Annotated in this window: 14 protein-coding genes; 6 read left to right on the top strand and 8 right to left on the bottom strand. The window is 59.7% G+C overall.

Annotated features, from left to right (window positions below; all coding sequences use genetic code 11):
- Window positions 1–32 precede the first annotated feature (32 nt).
- The 4 genes from AC4D1W_RS02805 to AC4D1W_RS02790 form a co-directional block, all read right to left on the bottom strand.
- Window positions 33–2729, bottom strand: coding sequence for a LuxR C-terminal-related transcriptional regulator (locus AC4D1W_RS02805; RefSeq protein WP_490897735.1), 2697 nt, complete (start codon window positions 2727–2729; stop codon window positions 33–35).
- A gap of 7 nt (window positions 2730–2736) precedes the next feature.
- Window positions 2737–5364 (bottom strand): helix-turn-helix transcriptional regulator, encoded by a 2628-nt coding sequence (locus tag AC4D1W_RS02800; protein WP_490897734.1) that lies wholly within the window; start codon window positions 5362–5364, stop codon window positions 2737–2739.
- Between the two features lie 372 nt (window positions 5365–5736).
- Window positions 5737–6324 carry an aminoacyl-tRNA hydrolase gene (gene pth, locus AC4D1W_RS02795; RefSeq protein WP_490897733.1) on the bottom strand — a complete coding sequence of 196 codons (588 nt, stop codon included), beginning with the start codon at window positions 6322–6324 and terminating at the stop codon, window positions 5737–5739.
- 11 nt (window positions 6325–6335) lie between these two features.
- Entirely contained in the window at window positions 6336–6980 is a 645-nt protein-coding gene (locus AC4D1W_RS02790) for a 50S ribosomal protein L25/general stress protein Ctc (protein WP_490897732.1), read from the bottom strand.
- Window positions 6981–7233: 253 nt separating this feature from the next.
- On the opposite strand from AC4D1W_RS02790, the gene AC4D1W_RS02785 reads away from it, so the two are divergent.
- From AC4D1W_RS02785 to AC4D1W_RS02775, 3 genes are all read left to right on the top strand, one after another.
- Window positions 7234–8433 (top strand): glycosyltransferase, encoded by a 1200-nt coding sequence (locus tag AC4D1W_RS02785; protein WP_490897731.1) that lies wholly within the window; start codon window positions 7234–7236, stop codon window positions 8431–8433.
- 128 nt (window positions 8434–8561) lie between these two features.
- Window positions 8562–9137 carry an arsenate reductase/protein-tyrosine-phosphatase family protein gene (locus AC4D1W_RS02780; RefSeq protein WP_490897730.1) on the top strand — a complete coding sequence of 192 codons (576 nt, stop codon included), beginning with the start codon at window positions 8562–8564 and terminating at the stop codon, window positions 9135–9137.
- A complete protein-coding gene (locus AC4D1W_RS02775) occupies window positions 9134–9610 on the top strand; it encodes a VanZ family protein (RefSeq protein ID WP_490897729.1) in 477 nt (158 codons plus the stop codon). Before AC4D1W_RS02780 ends, AC4D1W_RS02775 begins: the two co-directional genes overlap by 4 nt.
- Window position 9611: 1 nt before the next feature.
- Here the strand turns inward: AC4D1W_RS02775 and AC4D1W_RS02770 are convergent, their stop codons facing one another.
- From AC4D1W_RS02770 to AC4D1W_RS02755, 4 genes are all read right to left on the bottom strand, one after another.
- Entirely contained in the window at window positions 9612–10940 is a 1329-nt protein-coding gene (locus tag AC4D1W_RS02770; protein ID WP_490897728.1) for a hypothetical protein, read from the bottom strand.
- Between the two features lie 158 nt (window positions 10941–11098).
- On the bottom strand, window positions 11099–12217 hold the full coding sequence (locus tag AC4D1W_RS02765) for an MATE family efflux transporter (protein ID WP_490897727.1): 1119 nt from the start codon (window positions 12215–12217) through the stop codon (window positions 11099–11101).
- A 77-nt stretch (window positions 12218–12294) separates the two neighbouring features.
- A complete protein-coding gene (locus tag AC4D1W_RS02760) occupies window positions 12295–13425 on the bottom strand; it encodes a glycosyltransferase (protein ID WP_490897726.1) in 1131 nt (376 codons plus the stop codon).
- 26 nt (window positions 13426–13451) lie between these two features.
- Window positions 13452–13937 carry an acyltransferase gene (locus tag AC4D1W_RS02755; protein ID WP_490897884.1) on the bottom strand — a complete coding sequence of 162 codons (486 nt, stop codon included), beginning with the start codon at window positions 13935–13937 and terminating at the stop codon, window positions 13452–13454.
- Window positions 13938–14674: 737 nt separating this feature from the next.
- Here AC4D1W_RS02755 and AC4D1W_RS02750 point away from each other — a divergent pair.
- The 3 genes from AC4D1W_RS02750 to AC4D1W_RS02740 are packed head-to-tail and all read left to right on the top strand — an operon-like array spanning window position 14675 to window position 17952.
- The gene (locus AC4D1W_RS02750) at window positions 14675–15925 is read left to right on the top strand and encodes a glycosyltransferase family 4 protein (RefSeq protein ID WP_490897725.1); all 1251 of its coding nucleotides are present in this window, start codon (window positions 14675–14677) and stop codon (window positions 15923–15925) included.
- 22 nt (window positions 15926–15947) lie between these two features.
- Window positions 15948–16976: a GDP-mannose 4,6-dehydratase gene (gmd, locus tag AC4D1W_RS02745; RefSeq protein ID WP_490897883.1), complete on the top strand. Its 1029-nt coding sequence runs from the start codon at window positions 15948–15950 to the stop codon at window positions 16974–16976.
- 1 nt (window position 16977) lies between these two features.
- The gene (locus AC4D1W_RS02740) at window positions 16978–17952 is read left to right on the top strand and encodes a GDP-L-fucose synthase family protein (protein WP_490897724.1); all 975 of its coding nucleotides are present in this window, start codon (window positions 16978–16980) and stop codon (window positions 17950–17952) included.
- The last annotated feature ends 7 nt before the right edge of the window (window positions 17953–17959 follow it).

Below are 17959 nucleotides of genomic sequence, written 5' to 3'. Positions count from 1 at the left end.
CGCTTTGCCACTCTTTTTAGGCCCGAAAATACTCAGCCGGTACTCGATGAATCGCCGCCCGGGAGCTCGTCACGACGTGTGATTCCGAGCTTCGCGAAGATGCGATAGAGATGGCCTTCCACCGTGCGGACGGATACGCCTTGAGCTTCGGCGATGTCCCGGTTGGAGTAGCCTTTTCCGGCGAGCCTCGCGATGTCGAGTTCGCGCTGGGTGAGCTTTGAGGTGGAACGAACCGCCTCGAACTGCGGGCTTTGGAGACCCTCGAGCTGCCCGATGATCGTGTTGAGTCTCTGCTGCACAGCACGGGACTTCTGTTCATCCCCGCGCTGTGACAGGTACCTGACCGCCTTGCCGAGGCACTCCGCGGCGACCAACAGGTACCCGGAGGATTGGGCCAGCTCAGCCGCCTCGATAAGGGCGGCTGGGTCCTTCTGGACTGCGGCCCTGGCCATCGCTGTCAGGACGGTGCCTTCGGGCCCTTCGACGGTTTCAGCTATCCGCGCCAACGGCTCGAAGCAGCGTTCGTCTCCCAGCCGTGCGGCGAGTTCCAGCGCGCTGACCGCAAGTGCGGTCATGCCGTCCTTCTCCGCCTGCCCGGCAAGGATGTGCAGCTCGTCGATGCTCCGTGCTGCGCCCTGGAACAGCGCCCGGGCGGCGACTACATGGATTCTTCCAAGCAGTTGCGCCTGCTTGGTGCCGACGCTCAGGGAGGACTCGAACTCTTCGGTGTAGCTGCGCGCGCGGGCGGTGTCCCCCACCATGGTGCAGGCGAAGGCTGCCAGGCCCAGTGCCATCGGCATGAGCTGGTTCTCATCGGATTCACGAAGGCCCTCCACGCCGAGGATCAGCGCGGTACGGGCACTGCCCATGAGCCCTTTACGGAGTGCAATGAGTCCCTCGGACAACTCCGTGATGGCGGTAAAGGTGATGGGCCCGCTGCCGTTGCCGCGGATGACGGTGTCCAGCAGCTCCTCGATCTCATCCCAGAGTCCGGCATGGGCCATCGAGACGAAATGGCGTGTGATGACAAATTCCGAGTGGGCCAGGAATTGGTGTCCGTGCGTGGCAATAATTTGCAGTGCCTCCGCCGTGGCGCGTGCACCTTCGACTCCCCTGCCGGTGGAGCCAAGGGCTTCTCCGAGCAGGGCGAGGCCGGCCAGCCGAACTTCATCGGTGCAGTACCTGTCCGCGAGGACCTCCCGGAGAATGACTTCCGCCTCCCGGAATCTGCCTTCATAGTTCAGGGCGAGGCATTCGAGGATCCGGTAACCGTTGCGGGACACGGCCATACCGACCTGCACCTCCGGATTATCGGGAGACCCCATGGATGTGGAGACCCGGTCAGCGACCTGTTTCCAGCGTGCGATGTCGGAGCGGATCGCGTCCGGCGCGTTCGGTTCACGCAGGCGAAGTGCCGCGGACAGCAACGAGGCTTCCTTGGCGAGGATGAACGTAGTGCACTGATCGAGCACCTCGTCGACGATCTCCCGTGCGTAGGCGGAGTTCCCCCGGGCAAGCTGCGCACGGGCGATCTCCACGAGGGAGTTGCCGCGCAGCTCCGGGGTATGCACCGCGCGCGCGGCGCGCAGCGCGAATTCGGCATCGTGCAGGCGATTGGCCACCACGGCAGCACGCAGCAGCGTTTTGTCATCCGGCGGCAACCCGCAGTCCAGCCCCCACGCGACAAAGCGCAGGAATCCGTCGGCGGTGCTGGACTCCTTGTCCAGCACCGTCAGCACTTTCCGGCGGATCGCGAGGCTGCGTCCTGCGGGAACCTCCTGACGGATTACCTCACCGTAGAGGGGGTGGCTGAGGCTGACCAGCCGGTCCCGGTCACCCGCGATGGCAATTAGCCCGTGCTCATGCAGCGACGTGACCGCCGACCTGTCGGTGCAGTGGTTGAGTGCCTCGAGCGGCATGGGTTCGGCGAGCGCCAGTGTTTCCAGCACGGTCATCTCTTCCGCCGTCCTGCGGCGGAACCGGACCTTGATCAGGTCTACGAGACTCACGTCGAGCGGCGGCGCCGGACCAGCCAGACGCCACACTTTATTACGCACGCCCAGGTAGCCGGAGCGTTTCCCCTGGCGCAGGAGAGCCAGCAGGAACATCGGGTTCCCACCGGACATCTGCGTCAGGCTGGCGCTGACGCTTGCCAGCACATCACCGCCGAGTTCGCGCCGGCACAGTTCGTGCACCTCCCCCTGATCGAGTGGCCTGACTTCGTACCGGCGCAACAGCCCGTCCTGGTGCAGGGAGCCAAATTCCGACGTCGGACCGGGAGTATTGCGGGCCAGCGCCAGCAGGCGGGCACGCCTGCCCGTGACGAGTTGGGAGAGCAGCACGCTGGTGTTGTCGTCTAGTTCGTGGGAATCATCGACCAGGAACAGCGGCATCTTCTTGCTGCCGTCGAAGCTGGCCTCCAGGTGCGCCATGATGCTGCGGTACACGGCAACGGAGGAGCCGACGTCGTTGATGGACAGTGAGTGCAGGTACGGGGAAAGCGCTCCGAAGGGGACCTTCCGCAGCGAGGGGCTGGCAGAGATAGGCAGTACCGCCACGTTGCCGTCCAACACTTTGGCGATGGCGTGGGCGAGCGCGGTTTTTCCGACGCCCGCCTCGCCCACGAGGATGGCGCCAAGGTACTGGGAGCCCGTGAGCGCCCCTACCAGCTCTTCGACCAGGTCTTCCCGGCCAACCAGATCATGCCCGCCACCAGTCTGCTCCCCCATGATCCAGCTACTCTAGAAGCAGAGCGAGCTGGCTACGCGAGGACACCCCAAGTTTCGAATAGAGCCGGTATACATGGCCTTCTATGGTCCGCACCGAAACGCACATGACTTGAGCTATATCACGGTTGGTCCGCCCTTCGGCGACCAACACCGCAATGCTACGTTCCCGGTCCGTGAGTGATTCCAGTGCGCCGCGCCGACCGGCTACTCCGGGGGCGCCGACATCGCGCAGAACTTTCCCGGCCTCGGTGACCGTTACCTGGTCGCTGGCTTCCTGGGCCAGTTGCGCTGCCAACCGTGCCGCATCCGCAGCCAACCGGTGATTACCGAGTTCCGCCGCCTTCTGCGAGGCAAGCAGCAGCTGATTGGTGTCCCTAGACGCGATGCCCTTCCCGTACATGGCGCACACTTCGGCAAAGGGCCCCTGCGAGGCGAGGGCTGAGGAGACCAGCCGGTCAGCCGCTGATTCAAGCCCCAGCTGAACGCTCTGGCACAGGAACAGCAGCTCGTGGCCATGGTTGCCCATGGCGCGGTCCTCATCGGCCAGCTCCAGCATCCGTTCGGCCACCTCAACGGGCGCCTTGGTGGCGACTTCGGCCAGGGCCGCAAAGTAGTCCGCGACGCGCGCGGTGTGCCAGGCCAACCGTTCCGGCCGGTGCCCCGCACGTGCCAGGTGTTCCTTCGCTGCGCGGGCCTCGCCGGCGAGAGCATAGGCGTAGGCGGTGCTCGCTTCGGCGACCGGTACGAGTTGCTGCCGGTCGCGGACCCGCATCTGGCTCAGTGCCGGCAGCAGCTTGTCGAGTGCTTCCGTTCCGCGGCCCGCGTATGCCAGGAGGCACCCTTCGGCGAACTCCGATGCGGATCCGTCATAGGCGCTTTCCTTGCCGTGGTGCACCGGCGATGCCGCCATCTCGATGCATTCGTTCCACCGTCCGCACAGGACCAGCAGCTTGAAAAGCCGTGCCACCGCACCTTCCTGCAGGAGAGTGTCGCTGCCGGCATCCATCAGCCGGGACACCAGCGAGGAAGCCAGCTTGACGGCGTCGTCCTGGCGGCCGGTCATAGCGAGAGCCTCTGCGAGCCAACCCATCAGTTCATGGTTCTGGTGCTCGGTTGAGTGATCGTTGAGGAGGATCCCGTACATCTCGATGAGCTCGGCGTACCGGCCGTTGTAGACAGCCAGTTCAGCCGTCAGCACGTCCACTGCGTCAACGAATTCGGCAAAGTCCTCAGCTGCGGTCTCCACGGCAAGTCTGCGGCGGATTTCCTCCAGGATCGATTCCGCCTCCGCGTACCGTGCCGGGCTCCGCATGAGCAGCCGGCACTGGAGAAGCCCCACTTCCACCCAATCGCGGAGCTGCGGCTCTGCATGGGTCTTCAGGAAGTGGTCGAGGACGAGCAGGCCCCCGGAGGTGTCGCCGTCCACTCCCAGGGCCTGGGCTTCTTCGATGACCGCCTGCGGGATGCCCGAGTAATTGGGGATGGCGTGGATGAAGCGCAGTGCCGTTGCACCTTCGCGGTGCCGGTTGGCGAGCCGCGCTGCCTCGATGAGACTTTCGGTGTCGATGTCCGCACCGGAGTCGATACACCAGTTGGCGTACGTCATGCGTGCGATGGCCGGCATGTTGTAGCTCCGCGCTTCCGTTGCCAGGGCACGCATCAGTTCACGCCCGCGGCCCAGCGGCACTTGAGCGCGAACCACTTCGCTGACCAGTCCGTTGGCAATGCGCACCAGGGGAACGTCGCCCTGCTCCAGCTGGATGGCCTTCCTGCGCTGCAGTTCGTCCACGGTCGACGACGGCACGAACCGGAGCAGCAGGTCCAGCGGCGCAACGCCCACCACGGAGATCATCTCCAGTGCCTCGCGCTCGTCGGGGGGCAACCGGCGCAGGCGGACCATGATCCAGTCGGTCATGGAGCGCCGTGTCTTCGGTGCGGACAGGGGCTGGGCCACCCAGACGCCGTCGCGTTCGAGCATTTCGCCGGAGTCCACCTGCTCGCGGGTAAGTGCCTGGAGGAAGAGCGGGTTGCCGCCTGTGATGTGCCACATGCTGGCGGCGGCGGCGCGGGACACGGGTGCGTCGAGGGCGGCCGAGAGCAGTTCGGTGGTGGACGCGAGGCCGAGCGGCGCGATGTCGATCCTGCGCAGCACCCCGTCTTTCCAGAGGTCGCAGAATTCTTCGGGGGAGGCGTCGATGGACTGGCAGATCGCGATGAGCTTCACCGCACCAACCCGCACCAGGTGGGCGAGCGCCATGGCGGAAGACGCGTCGAGTTCTTCGAGGTTGTCAGCGAGGATGAGGGTTTGCCGGCCGTCGTCGCGCCGGCCGTAGAGTTCCTGCAGTCCGCGGAGGAGCATCAGCGGGTTGTCCACGATCGCGTCGTCGAGATCGCTGAGGACAAAGCTGAGGGCGCCGTAGGGCATTTTAGATGCGAGCGCTGAGCCGCGGACGTAGACGAGTTCAAACGAGGCTTCGAGCTCGCGTGCCATGAGCTGGGCGAGCGCGGTCTTTCCCACTCCGGACTGGCCGGTGATGATGACACCCCGGCAACTGGTGTCCAGCAGTGCGTCGCTGACGTCCCCCAGCTCTGTGTCCCGGCCGACCAGCGGCCATTCACCGTGGACGTTCAGCATCGCTGCATCCCGGCTTTGCGAGACTGACGGCCTGGTGGCCGTACGCCATCACCCTGCGGTGCCGACAGATCTTTGTCCGCACCGGACTTTACGCATTTTCCCATTAGTCCGCCCCAACACGTCGTGCGCTAGGGCAATAGCCTACGCCCGACCGGGTGTTACTGCACCGTTTAGTTTAATCGTTCAAGCAAAAACGGATAACGGGCTTGCCTGCGCTCGAAGCCACACACTGGGGGCACAAAAAAGGGACCGACGTTGGGATGGGGGTGGCCCAGTCTCAGAGGCCGCCCAACGTCGGCCCCCGCTTTTGGGGCCAATTAGGCCGTGTAGTTGACTTGCGATTCACTTGTGAACCGCTTGACTAGTTTACCGCTATTTCCCTGCAGAGTGAAACTTTTGCTGGGTGGTAAGCAAACCGTCCAGGACAACGCTTTCGACGGCGTCCGCCGCCTCCTCGAGCAGAATTCCGAGGTCTTTCTTCTCGGCCGTGCTGAAGTCGCGGAGCACGTAATCGGCTGCTTCCTGCCGTCCTGGCGGGCGTCCGACACCCACGCGCACCCGCACATACTCCTTGGTGCCGAGCGCTTTGCTGATGTCACGGAGGCCGTTGTGGCCGCCTTCTCCCCCGCCGACCTTCAGCTTGATCGTGTTGAAGGGGATGTCGATCTCGTCATGCACGGCCAGCACGTGGTCCGGCTCGATCCCGTAGAACTTCGCCAACTGCGACACGGGCCCGCCGGTGAGGTTCATGTAGGTGAGCGGCTTGGCCAGGACCAGCCGCGGCCCGCCTATTCCAAGGCGGCCTTCGAGTACGACGGCGCGTGCCTTGGAGGTGCCGAACTTTCCACCCAGCCGGGCCCCGAGCACGTCGAGGACCATCTGGCCCACATTGTGCCGGTTGCCGGAATAGCCGGGCCCGGGGTTTCCGAGCCCGGCTACCAGCCAGGTGCTGTCAGACACTGATGCGGTGCTTAGGACTCGTCAGTTTCGGGAACAACGTCGCCGGTGGCTTCCTCAGCGGTGGCGTCGCCGCCGTCAGAGTCAACTCCGGTCTCGGTTGCGGTCTCACCCAGGTCTTCGACAACCGGTGCGGAAACGTTGATGATCAGCGTTTCTGCTTCGGTGAGCAGGGTGACGCCCTTGGGGAGGCGGATGTCCGAGGCGTAGACGTGGTCGCCCACGCCGTGGCCGTCGAGGTTGACGGTCAGGGACTCGGGCAGGTGGGTGGCTTCGGCCTCAACCGAAACGGTGGTCTGCTCGAGGTTGGAGACGACGCCCGGCTTGGGCTCGCCCTCAACGTGGATGTTGACCTCAACGGTGACCTTCTCGCCGCTGCGGACGGTCAGCAGGTCGATGTGCTCGACGATCTGCTTGAGCGGGTTGCGCTGTACGTCCTTGGCGAGGGCGAGGTGGGTTTCGCCGTCGACGTCGACGCTGAGGAGGGCGTTGGAGTGGCGGACTGCCAGGGTGGTTGCCTTGGCGGGCAACAGCACGTGGATGGGGTCTGCGCCGTGGCCGTAGATGACGGCGGGGATCTTGTTGGCGCGGCGTGCCTGGCGGGCAGCGCCCTTACCGAAATCGGTGCGCAGTTCTGCGGCGAGCTTCTGCTCGGACATGATGTCTCCTGAGTATTCGAGGAACTAAGTGGTCTTCTGGGCGTACCGTGCGAATGTTGACGAAAGCCCAGGACCATCCCCGCGCAAACATGTGCGCGTAATCAGGAAAGCCGCTAGCCACCGTCGATAACGGAACATGCTCTGGTATCATCCAAAGCGTTCCCTCGCCTAGGCATCGAGAGTCAATGCTACAGCATGCGCTGCTTCCGCGAGGATTGCGGCGCTTGTAAGCTGTGGGGCGGAGCACCCGCCAATGAAAATCATGCTGCTGACCGCCGGGACGCGCGGCGACGTGAAACCGTTCACCGCCCTGGCGCGCGCCGCCGCTGCCAGGGGACACCCCGTCCGGACGGCCATCCCGGACAACTCCGGTGCGGACACCACGGGCGTGGATACTGTCAGTCTGCGCATGGACTTCGCCCAGCTCATCAGCGACCACGGCGTTTCCCCGGGGGTCGCGGCCAAGGGATTCCGCGCCGTCGTCCGGCCGTCATTCGGCCGGCTTTTGTCGGCTGCCGTGGAGCACATCATTGCCTTCGCCCCGGACGTTGTGGTGTACCACCCGAAAGTCCTTAGTGCGCCGATCGCGGCGGAGAGGCTGGGGATTCCGTCGGCACTGGTGGAGACCATTCCGATGTTGACCCCCACGCGTGAGTTCCCGGCCCCCTTCATCCCCAGGACCAGTCTGGGCCCGCTGAATCGGGCCAGCTATGGTCTGGCGAACGTGGCAACGCTCATGTTCAAGCGGGAGCTCGCAGCGGCGGTACAGGCCCTTCCGCCGGCGCCACGGACAGGCACGCCACGGCAGGCAACGTTGATTCCGATCAGCCCGCTCCTGCTGCACCGGCCCGCGGACTGGCCGGCCACCGTCCATCTCACCGGCCACTGGACGGGGCGTCCCGCATCGGCGAAAGACGTGGATGAGGAACTGGCCGAGTTCATGGCGGGCGGCGACTTTGCCTACGCGGGGTTCGGTTCAATGAAAGCCGGGGACCCGAAGGCGCGGGGCGAAGCAATTGTGGAGGCGGCTCGGAGGAGCGGCCTCAGGGTGTTGGTGGTCAGGGGTTGGGGCGCCATCGACATTCCCAATGCAGCTCAGGACCGCGACCTGTTGGTGAGGGAGTCGGTGGACCACCATGCGGTCCTGCCGCGTGCAACTGCTGCGATCCATCATGGTGGGGCAGGCTCCGTACATACTGCGGTGCGGGCGGGCATTCCGTCCGTGGTGGTGCCGTTCATCGCCGACCAACCGTTCTGGGGACATCTCCTGCACCAGCGGGGCCTCGGTCCCGAACCGATCCCGTACCGAAAACTCACCGTGGACCGGCTCACGGAGGCCCTGGCCGAGACAGAGAGATACAGAGATCAGGCGACGCGTACCGGGGAACAGATGCGGAAAGAGGACGGAACCGCCGTCGCGCTTGATGTCCTGGAAACCCTTGCAGCGTCGTAGGCGCCTCCCCTCCCCCGACGGCATGGCTGAAGGAGAAGCTGCGGGGCCGTAACACGGGTTTCAACCGGTACGCTTCGGAGTAAACCGTCCTCGCCGCCGTCCGCGCGAAGTCTCAAGGAATAGAGGCCATGACCACCGATACGCCGTTCCGCATCCTTGCCGTGTGTACGGGCAATATCTGCCGCTCCCCCATGGTTGAGCGGCTGCTTCGGAGTTCCTTCGAGAAGCTGGCGCCGGGTGAATTCGAGATCTCGAGCGCAGGCACAGGCGCCCTCGTGGGTCGGGAGATTGACCCGCAGGTGGCCGGCTTTGTCCGCGTCTTCAATGGAGACACCAACGGCTTCGCCGCCCGACAGGTTGAGGAGCGGATCCTGGAAGGCAAGGACCTGGTTCTGACCCTGACCCGTGACCACCGTGGGCAGATCATTGAGATGATGCCGTCGCTACTCCGGAGGACATTCACGCTGCGCGAGTTCGCACGGCTCGTGACACCGCTCGAGGGCGATCCCTCCCTCACGGCCCCAATGCGCTGGCGCGCCATCCTTCCGAAGGTGGTGCGTGCCCGTACGGTTCACCCGTCTGACCCCTCCGGTGACGACGTCGTGGACCCCTTCCGCCGCGAGGATGCGGTCTACCAGCAGATGGTCCGTGAGCTGGTGCCGGCAGTGGACGCGCTGGTGGACTGGGAACGAAAGCACCGGTGACCGTAGCCGCGAGAATGACAGCACGACGACGGCGCTTCCTCGCCGCGCTGCTGGCCGGTTACCTGCTTGCTCTGTCCCTGATAGCTTTCTGGCCGACACCGGTCGATGAGGTCGCGTCAGGCTCCATTGCCCGCATGCTGCGGGTTCTCCACCGTGTCGGCGTACCGGGGTGGTTCGACTACAGCATGATCGAATCCGGAGCCAACGTGTTGCTCTTCATACCGTTCGGCATCCTGGTTGCGGCGTGCCTGCCGTTGAGGCGTGCGTGGTTAGCGTTGCCTGTAGGACTCGCGGCGTCCATGAGCATCGAGCTGGGACAGGAGCTGTTCCGCCCCGAGCGGGTGGGGAGTCCGCGGGATGTGCTAGCTAACGTACTCGGCGCAGCAATCGGGACCCTGGCTGTGTATGGCTGGGCTCACCGAACGGACCTAGGGAGGGAATTACGGCACCGGGAAGGCACCGACTCGTCGTGAGCTATGTATGACGCTTCAATCGCCTTCCTGCTCTTCTCGAATCTCCCAGCCTCGGGGGAACTACTTGCCTTTTAGATTCTCTACCAATTCTAGATCTCGTACTAAAAACACACGCGAGAATGACAGTGAGGTACGCTACTGCAGCCAGCAAGCTACCTCGGAGAACAATCAACATGTAGAAAGGCAGAATTGACGCTAAGACGGGAAGAGAGCCGAGCGTCGATATTGTCGTCTCTATATTCTTATCCAGCGTCCTGAATATGACCCCCGTCAGGGCCATACAAAGGATCATTCCTGCCCATCCAAAATCAATATAAAACTCGGCCCAAATGGGAGCAGACAGGTTGCCGAAAGAATATCCCTTATATTCGGCAAGAAGCCGCCCGGTCCCTATTGGCTTATCCACCCAAACAGACCGAGGGACCCAGAACAGCACGGCTCCGGCGATTTGCCTACCCCATGTAAGCCCATTGTGATCTACGTACTGCATAGCGTTAACTACCTGCGCGTATGCGTCAAAATCACCACTAACCATCGACTCCAACGGATCCTGTATTTTCACATTAGATTCGACGGAGTATCTGAAAGCATCAGCGAGGGGAAAAATGAGGACTAGGCCTGCCAGGGTCGATATCGCCATCGCCCGAAATCGGGCGGCTGACGAATAAGCCCCTCCCGCAGCGAGTAAAGCTAGAAGTACGGTTCCGAAGACATATCTCGGACTGCTCAGCGGATTCACGACGAGCAGTAGAGACACAAGGAGTAAGTAAAGAAGGAAGCGGGAACGCTTCACTCCAGAGAAACGGTCCCTACGTCGCAGCAAGATCTGGGAAACTGTCGCTACGAGTAGTGACATGCTGACACCGCCGACTATCAGCGCGTTTACGACCGTATCAGGCCATATGCGCTCCCTTATGAGTTCCAACTCGATCCGCCCACCGAAAAGACTAGCAAGGCCAACAGTGCTTACATAATAGGCGGCGAATAGCAGAGCACCGATTCCGAGCAATGTCGAGCGACTGTCACTAATAAAGGGCGACACATTTGCCCTCCGCGAAATTGTTAACTTGTTTGCCAGCCCTGTTCCGACGACTAATGCAATACAGCCGATCACAACGACAGCAGTGGAACTCCAAAACAGTGACTCGTCGAGATTCCTCGTGGTTGAGGGTTCGATTTGCAACCTCTGCTGAATGTAGGGCGCCATACCCATGAAAACATACGTGAAGATCCAGAAGATGAGCTCAAACAGGTATCTTGACCCCTTCGCAACGAGCCAGGAAAACCTTGCACCGGCTACGAACATTACTATTGGCTGTCCCGTTGCCATGAAGTCTTCGGATGCTCCGGTGGCTATCCATAAGGCAATCGGCACTAGTAAGCACACCAGAAGCGCCGTACCAATGCCTAGAACACTCGCGTGCCCCTCAATGCTTCTGTATGATGGTTTAGCAGATTTGACAGATTGTCTTATATGTATCACTGTTTCTAACTCCGCTTGATCCGGACGAGTGAGACTAACTCACCGACGCAAACACTCACAATGGCGGCAATGGCCAAACCCCATACCGCTCCAGGCGCTCCCGCAACGAGCGACCCGATGATAACTCCACCCACTGTGCAACCTGCCAAAGAAATGCGCGTTGCAGCCGACACGCTGGGGCGGTCAGTAGCTCGTGCGTAGACGATTAAGGACCAATACCAGCCCAGGAAGAAGTACTGAACGGCGAGTGGCTCCAATACGGTTTCTGCAAGAGCCCAGTTATCGGCCAAGAGGAGAGGACCTATTAGGTCACCAGATAGGTACAATATGGCGGGCAGGATGCCACTCACCGTAATAATGCCCATACGAGAATGAAAGCCCAAAGCCGCTCCATCTCTATGCGCCTTCACCATACCTGGCAAGAAGGCGATTCGAATGGCGCTCAATGCGACGTTCAAAGGCGAGAATAGGATTTGCGCCCCCCGGATGGCGGCGATGCCTTGCGGACCCAAGCTCCCGAACATCGAAATCATGGAGATCTGAGTGCTGGCGCCCACAACTGCATGTTCTCCCGCGAAGTGCAGGCACCGTTTCCAATTCTGACGTAGCCAGCGCAGTGAGCGATGTTGTCTCGATCGAGGACGTATTGTCCGGCAAAGAGTAGGTAAAACACTCACCGCCGCTCCTAAACCCCAAAGTAGCATCCAGTGAGTAGCTGTCAGCGCCATGTCCAGAGACAAGAGAAAGAGAACTGCACCAATAAGAATCACGGCAAGGCTACAGGCACTCACAAAGAGGGAACGAAGTGTCCTAGCTTGGCTGATAAGACTATATCGAACCGCGTCCTGAAGTGAGATGGATAGGAAAGTCGACGCCGCCGCCAGTGCGAGGAGAAGATATTCGGTATTGATCCATGCGACCAAAAGCAGCGCGAGCACAATGGGGACGAGAGCAGTAGAACATGCAGCTCCGGCAACCATTGCGACGTAGCGGCCATCGGAGTCGTTCCTCGACGCTCTCCTGGTGACCATGACTGTCTCGCCAATACCTGCTTGCCAGGTACTGGTGAATAAGAAGACGAAAAGCTGCGTGAGCGCGAAGATTCCGAACTCCGTTGCGCCCAAGGTTCGGGCGGCACCTACAGAGATAGTTAGTGTGCCAACACTAAGTAATACTTGATCGCCTAGGGAAAGGAGGCGATTCATGCGTCGTTACGCGTAACTAACGTAGTTTGGGAAGAGTAACTTTCAATCAGGTCAAGAGCGACGTTCTCTATTGAGTAATTCTCATAGCAGAACCCGTGACCATTGTGGGCGAGCGTGGCGCGGCGCTGTCGACTGTCAATGAGATGCTTCACTGCTCGTTCAAGGTCTTCTTGCGACCCGTCGAAGATTTCCGCAGCATCTGCAGCCCGAAGATCCTCGGCTATATGGCAGGTGGCACCGACCACAACTGGCACCGACGCGCTCAACGCTTCAATTACGGTCATAGGAAAGGGTTCGTTCCTACTTGGAAGAACGTAGATGTCAGCCTTACCGATCCGCTCCCGCGCCGCCACAGCGCTCTTCGCTCCCTCATAACGAAGGCGCTTCGGATCCCTACCATCCAGCCGCTCAAGTACGCGAGGAAGCTCCCCACCATCCGGGCCAGCGATTGAGAAACATACATTCTGGTATGAGTTCGAGAGACGCTCAGCAACGTCAAGAAATTGAATGGGGTTTTTCCGCTCATGCAGCCGTGCGAGAAATAGAATATCGAGGGTGGCGTTATCAGGCTTCATTCCAACTATCGGAGGCAGTACTTCCATACCGTTCTTCACCTTGCGATTTGGCAGCTGACGGCCGGCGACCTGGCATGCGCCTTCAAGGTCCTCCTTGGTCAAGGAAAAGATCAGTTTGGCGTTCCTAAGCACGGGTTGGGTGAGCAATCGATCGAAAGCCGCCAACCGCTTCTGCGGTTTGATCATGCCGTGGGTCTGGACAAAGTATGGTTTCCGTTTGACACTCAAGCCGAAAGCAGCAGGCAGGGTGATGAAATCTCGGCAGAGATGGATGTGGACGACTCCCCCTCGTGAACCTGCCTTAACGACCGCTCCAACCAACCCGGGAGCCCATACTCCTGAGAACTTGGAGCGTGATGTGAAGCGACGCACCCTGAATAGCCTGTACCGTACGTTCTCAGATACGAAGTCGGCGTTCGTATCCGAACCTGCAATTACTGTGACCTCGTGACCCATTTTAGCGAGTTGTACGGCTTGGGCCGCAGCTACGGTTACCGGCCCACCAAAATCGTTTTTCTCGCTGATGTAGGTCACGACGTGTGTGATTTTCATTGTTCAGGATTCCTTGAGGGGATCAGCTAGGGCCGACGACTCTGCAATGTGAACTTGTCCAAGCTGCGAGTCAGCAGATCTTGCGTAGTGCAGATCAATCTGGCGGGATTGCCTGCGTAAACTGAATCGGGAGGCACGTCCTTCGTCACGACCGAGCCTGCCGCGATGATTGAGCCCTCTCCCACGGTTATGCCGGGCATCAGGATCGCCCGCATCCCAACAAAAGCGCGAGCACCGATGGTCACGGGAGCACGTCGCACGTACTCGCTCTGCTGGTCGTAATCCTCGAGAAATTTCTCTGCTACTCGATCAATACTGAAATCGTGGGTCAGGATTAGAACATCGTGGCTGAGGACACTTCGATCTCCGAGTACTATCGAGCCTTTGGACGAGATGTCAAAACGCACTTTAGGACTGACCCATAGCGGAAGACCTTCAATGACCACTCCTGAACGGGTTAGCAGCTTCTTGGTCAATTTCCGGTACTGACTCTGACTGAAACGGTCAACCATTCCAGCAAGTGGTAGGAGGCGGTGTGCCAGATTCATCGTTGCATGCCCCTTTTCTCAAATCTGGAACCATAGTCCTCAAGCGGTGGTGGGCCCATGACTCGACCCTCATGCACCACACCGCGAACAGTACTTCCTGGCCTGAGCAGACACGATTTCTTCAGCACCGAGCCAAGTAGAACGTTGCAACGAGCGGTGATCCACACTCCGTCTTCGATCACTATTGGCGCAGATTCAACGTCCATGGAATCCCTGGCCTCGTGAGATCCAGTTGATAAATAGGACTCTTGAGAAATTACTACATTACTTCCAATTACGATTGGGGCACGGTTGGATATCCAGACGCCCTCACCAATCCAACAATCGTCTCCGATTGTGAGATTCCAGGGATACCTCACCCTTGTTCTCGGTCGAAATATACATCTCTCGCCAATATTCGCCCCGAACCGACGAAGAACGCTGATCCGTATACGAGAACTGATTTGGAGACTGTTCGTGACTAATAGTCGTTCAGTAAGCATCCAAACGAGAATTAATAGCTTCGATCGCGACTGCCTCGCACCACTCGAGGCCATTCGAAGCGGTATCACGCGCACATCTCGCGACCAATCGAAGCTCGCGCTTGACTTCCCCAGATCACCTGGCACGTTCGAGTTCCTTGTCTTTCCTAGGCATACTGGTCTAGATGCAAAGGTCATGTGACAGATTCCATCCAGCAGCACTGATGAAGGAGCGCGGGAGTGCGAGATAACCAGTTCCCCCATACCCTGTTAATCGGTCTCAACTATACCCCCGAGCCCTCCGGCAACGCGCCATACTCATCAGGACTGGCGGAAGGCCTTAGTCGGCGTGGCTCGAAGGTTCGAGTGATCACCGGATTTCCTCACTATCCAGGTTGGAAAGTCCTGAACGGTTACCGCGGATGGAAAATTCGCGAGGTCATAGGAGAGGTGGACGTTCAGCGGCTGCGCCACTTCGTACCAAAGGCGCCGGGCACAATCAGCCGCTTCTTGATGGAAATTTCGTTCGGCCTACGCGTTGCAGCCACTCGATGGCACCGTCCGACTGCCATTGTCCTAGTAAGTCCAGCTCTGTTCTCTACGGGCATCGCAGTTCTTCGATCGCGTCTGGTTGCGAAAGAAACTCCAATCATCATCTGGGTTCAAGATATCTATGGTCTGGGCCTTAAAGAGACGAAGAGCGCTAACTCGCTTGTGGCACGGCTCATATCCGACGTGGAGCGCCGAATATTGCACGGTGCTGACGGCATAGTCGTTATCCACGACCGCTTCAAAAAACACCTCACCGAGTCGCTGAACATTCCGCACACGCAAGTTGAAGTGATACGAAACTGGACTCATCTGAAGCCTTTCATTTTGAAGAACCGTGACGAGTCCCGGTCGTCTCTGGGTTGGGACAGCCACGACATCATAGTTCTGCATGCGGGCAACATGGGCGCGAAGCAGGGGTTGGAAAACGTCGTCCACGCCGCTCGGCTAGCCGAGGCAGAAGGAAGCAAGGTCAAATTTGTCCTTCTCGGAGATGGAAACCAGCGCGGTCAACTAGAAATTCTCGCGAGGGGCACTCGGAATTTAGAGTTTCTGGATCCTCTGCCTGGCGAGCGCTTCCAAGAGGCACTCGCTTCAGCGGACGTTCTGCTAGTCAACGAATTGCCGGGGGTTAAAGAAATGTCAGTACCCAGCAAGCTCACCTCCTACTTCAGCGCTGGCGTCCCGGTGCTTGCTGCGACTGACCGAAGGAGCGCAACCTCGGAGGAGTTGGAGGTTTCACATGCCGGGATGCGCGTTGACTCCGGTCGTCCCGATCTCTTACTGAGAGCCGCCGAGGCCCTCGGGACAAATCCGGACATGGCTGAGCAGTTAGCCGGCAACGGGCGGCGCTTCATGGAAACGAAGCTTTCCGAGGATTATGCTTTGGACCAGTATGATCGGTACATCAAGAAGCTAACTGTGGCGCTTAACCGCGTTTGAAGCAGAAACTATGGGGATGAATTTGCATAAGCGCGCGCTCATTACGGGGATCACTGGACAGGACGGGTCCTACCTGGCAGAACTCCTACTGAAGAAGGGTTACGAAGTCCACGGCCTGATCCGCCGAGCGTCGACTTTCAATACATCTCGAATCGATCATCTGTACGTCGATCCACATGATCCGCGAGCCAAGCTTTTCCTTCATTACGGTGATCTGAGTGACGGCTCTCGCCTGGTGACACTTCTCGCGGACATCCGCCCCGATGAAGTCTACAATTTAGCGGCTCAGTCGCATGTACGAGTCTCTTTTGACGAGCCTGAGCACACCGCGGACACCACTGGTATGGGATCGGTACGTCTGCTGGAAGCTGTGCGACTCGCTGGTATCGAAACAAGGTACTATCAAGCGTCTTCGTCAGAAATGTTCGGAGCGACTCCTCCGCCTCAGAATGAAGACACACCCTTCTATCCGCGGTCGCCATATGGGGCGGCCAAGGTCTATAGCTATTGGATCACCAAGAATTATCGCGAGGCGTATGGCATGTACGCAGTGAACGGTATTTTGTTTAACCACGAATCGCCAAGGCGGGGCGAGACGTTCGTTACGCGCAAAATCACTCGCGCCGTCGCGGCTATCAAAGCTGGCGACCAAGATCACCTTTACATGGGCAATCTTGACGCCGTTCGCGACTGGGGATATGCAGCCGAATACGTCGAGGGCATGTGGCGTATGCTACAAGCCGATGAACCAGACGATTTTGTTTTGGCTACTGGTGGGAATTACACCGTCCGAGATTTTCTCAAGATATCTTTCGAGCACGCCGGGTTGAACTGGGAGGATCATGTGAGATTCGACGAGCGGTATCTTCGACCAACAGAGGTAGACGCATTGGTCGGAGACCCTTCGAAGGCCGAGTTGAAGCTCGGGTGGAAACCTTCGATCCACACTCCTGAACTGGCCCGCATCATGGTTGACGCAGATATCGAAGCTCGCAAGCACGTTGGGCGTGGCTGGATTGATACCGTCACTCTGGACTGTTGGAGCGCCTAGCATGAGTGTGGGTAAGGACTATACTCCTGGTCCCTTGCAGCGGGATGCGGGGGTCTACGTAGCGGGACACCGAGGCCTGGTCGGATCTGCGATATGGCGAAGGCTGGAGGCGGAGGGTTTCTCCAACTTGCACGGAGAGAGTTCCTCTGCGTTAGATCTTCGCGATCGCTCTGAGGTCTTCGAGTACTTCGCTCGTGTCGCCCCTCGATACGTGATTCTTGCGGCCGCCAAAGTAGGCGGAATTAGGGCAAACAGTACGTATCCCGTGGACTTCCTAAGCGAGAATCTGCAGATTCAAGTTAACGTCCTGGACGCAGCGCTCGAACACAACGTCGAGCGCGTTCTGTTTCTTGGATCGTCTTGTATTTACCCAAAATATGCACCCCAGCCGATACGTGAAGAATCGCTCCTGACAGGCCATCTCGAGCCGACTAACGACGCTTACGCGATCGCTAAAATCGCAGGTATTATGCAGGTTCAGTCGGTACGTCGACAGTACGGATTGCCATGGATTTCCGCGATGCCCACTAACCTGTACGGTCCCGGTGATAATTTTTCGCAAGAGGGATCCCACGTTCTTCCCGCTTTGATCCGCCGTTACGACGAGGCTGCACGATTGAAACTCGCAGTCGTTAAGAATTGGGGCAGCGGCTTACCTAAGCGCGAGTTCCTCCACGTAGATGACATGGCCGCCGCCTGCCTACACCTGCTAGAGCATTACGACGGCGCGGAGCAGGTCAACGTCGGTACCGGCATTGACGTGACCATCAAAGAATTAGCCGGGACTGTCGCAGCCGTAGTTGGCTACGAGGGATCCACTGAGTGGGACACAAGTCAGCCCGACGGGACTCCGCAAAAGCTACTAGATGTCAGCAAACTGTCCGCTTCTGGCTGGCACGCTCAGATCGATCTCCAAGAGGGTCTTCGCAATACCTACGAGTGGTACTGCACCAACCGAGCTCTGCTTCGGGATTGAGCAAGTG

The sequence above is a fragment of the Arthrobacter sp. TJ-170 genome (assembly GCF_058269305.1).
Note: the sequence above shows the minus strand (reverse complement) of the source record. Positions and strands in the feature narration are given on the sequence as shown.

Excerpts from the sequence above, each read along its gene's own strand:
- AC4D1W_RS02800 (WP_490897734.1), bottom strand. The coding sequence starts at position 5,364 with ATGCTGAACGTCCACGGTGAATGGCCGCTGGTCGGCCGGGACACAGAG.
- AC4D1W_RS02805 (WP_490897735.1), bottom strand. The coding sequence starts at position 2,729 with ATGGGGGAGCAGACTGGTGGCGGGCATGATCTGGTTGGCCGGGAAGAC.
- AC4D1W_RS02785 (WP_490897731.1), top strand. The coding sequence starts at position 7,234 with ATGAAAATCATGCTGCTGACCGCCGGGACGCGCGGCGACGTGAAACCG.
- AC4D1W_RS02770 (WP_490897728.1), bottom strand. The coding sequence starts at position 10,940 with ATGGCAACGGGACAGCCAATAGTAATGTTCGTAGCCGGTGCAAGGTTT.
- AC4D1W_RS02790 (WP_490897732.1), bottom strand. The coding sequence starts at position 6,980 with ATGTCCGAGCAGAAGCTCGCCGCAGAACTGCGCACCGATTTCGGTAAG.
- AC4D1W_RS02755 (WP_490897884.1), bottom strand. The coding sequence starts at position 13,937 with ATGGTTGACCGTTTCAGTCAGAGTCAGTACCGGAAATTGACCAAGAAG.
- AC4D1W_RS02740 (WP_490897724.1), top strand. The coding sequence starts at position 16,978 with ATGAGTGTGGGTAAGGACTATACTCCTGGTCCCTTGCAGCGGGATGCG.
- AC4D1W_RS02760 (WP_490897726.1), bottom strand. The coding sequence starts at position 13,425 with ATGAAAATCACACACGTCGTGACCTACATCAGCGAGAAAAACGATTTT.
- AC4D1W_RS02780 (WP_490897730.1), top strand. The coding sequence starts at position 8,562 with ATGACCACCGATACGCCGTTCCGCATCCTTGCCGTGTGTACGGGCAAT.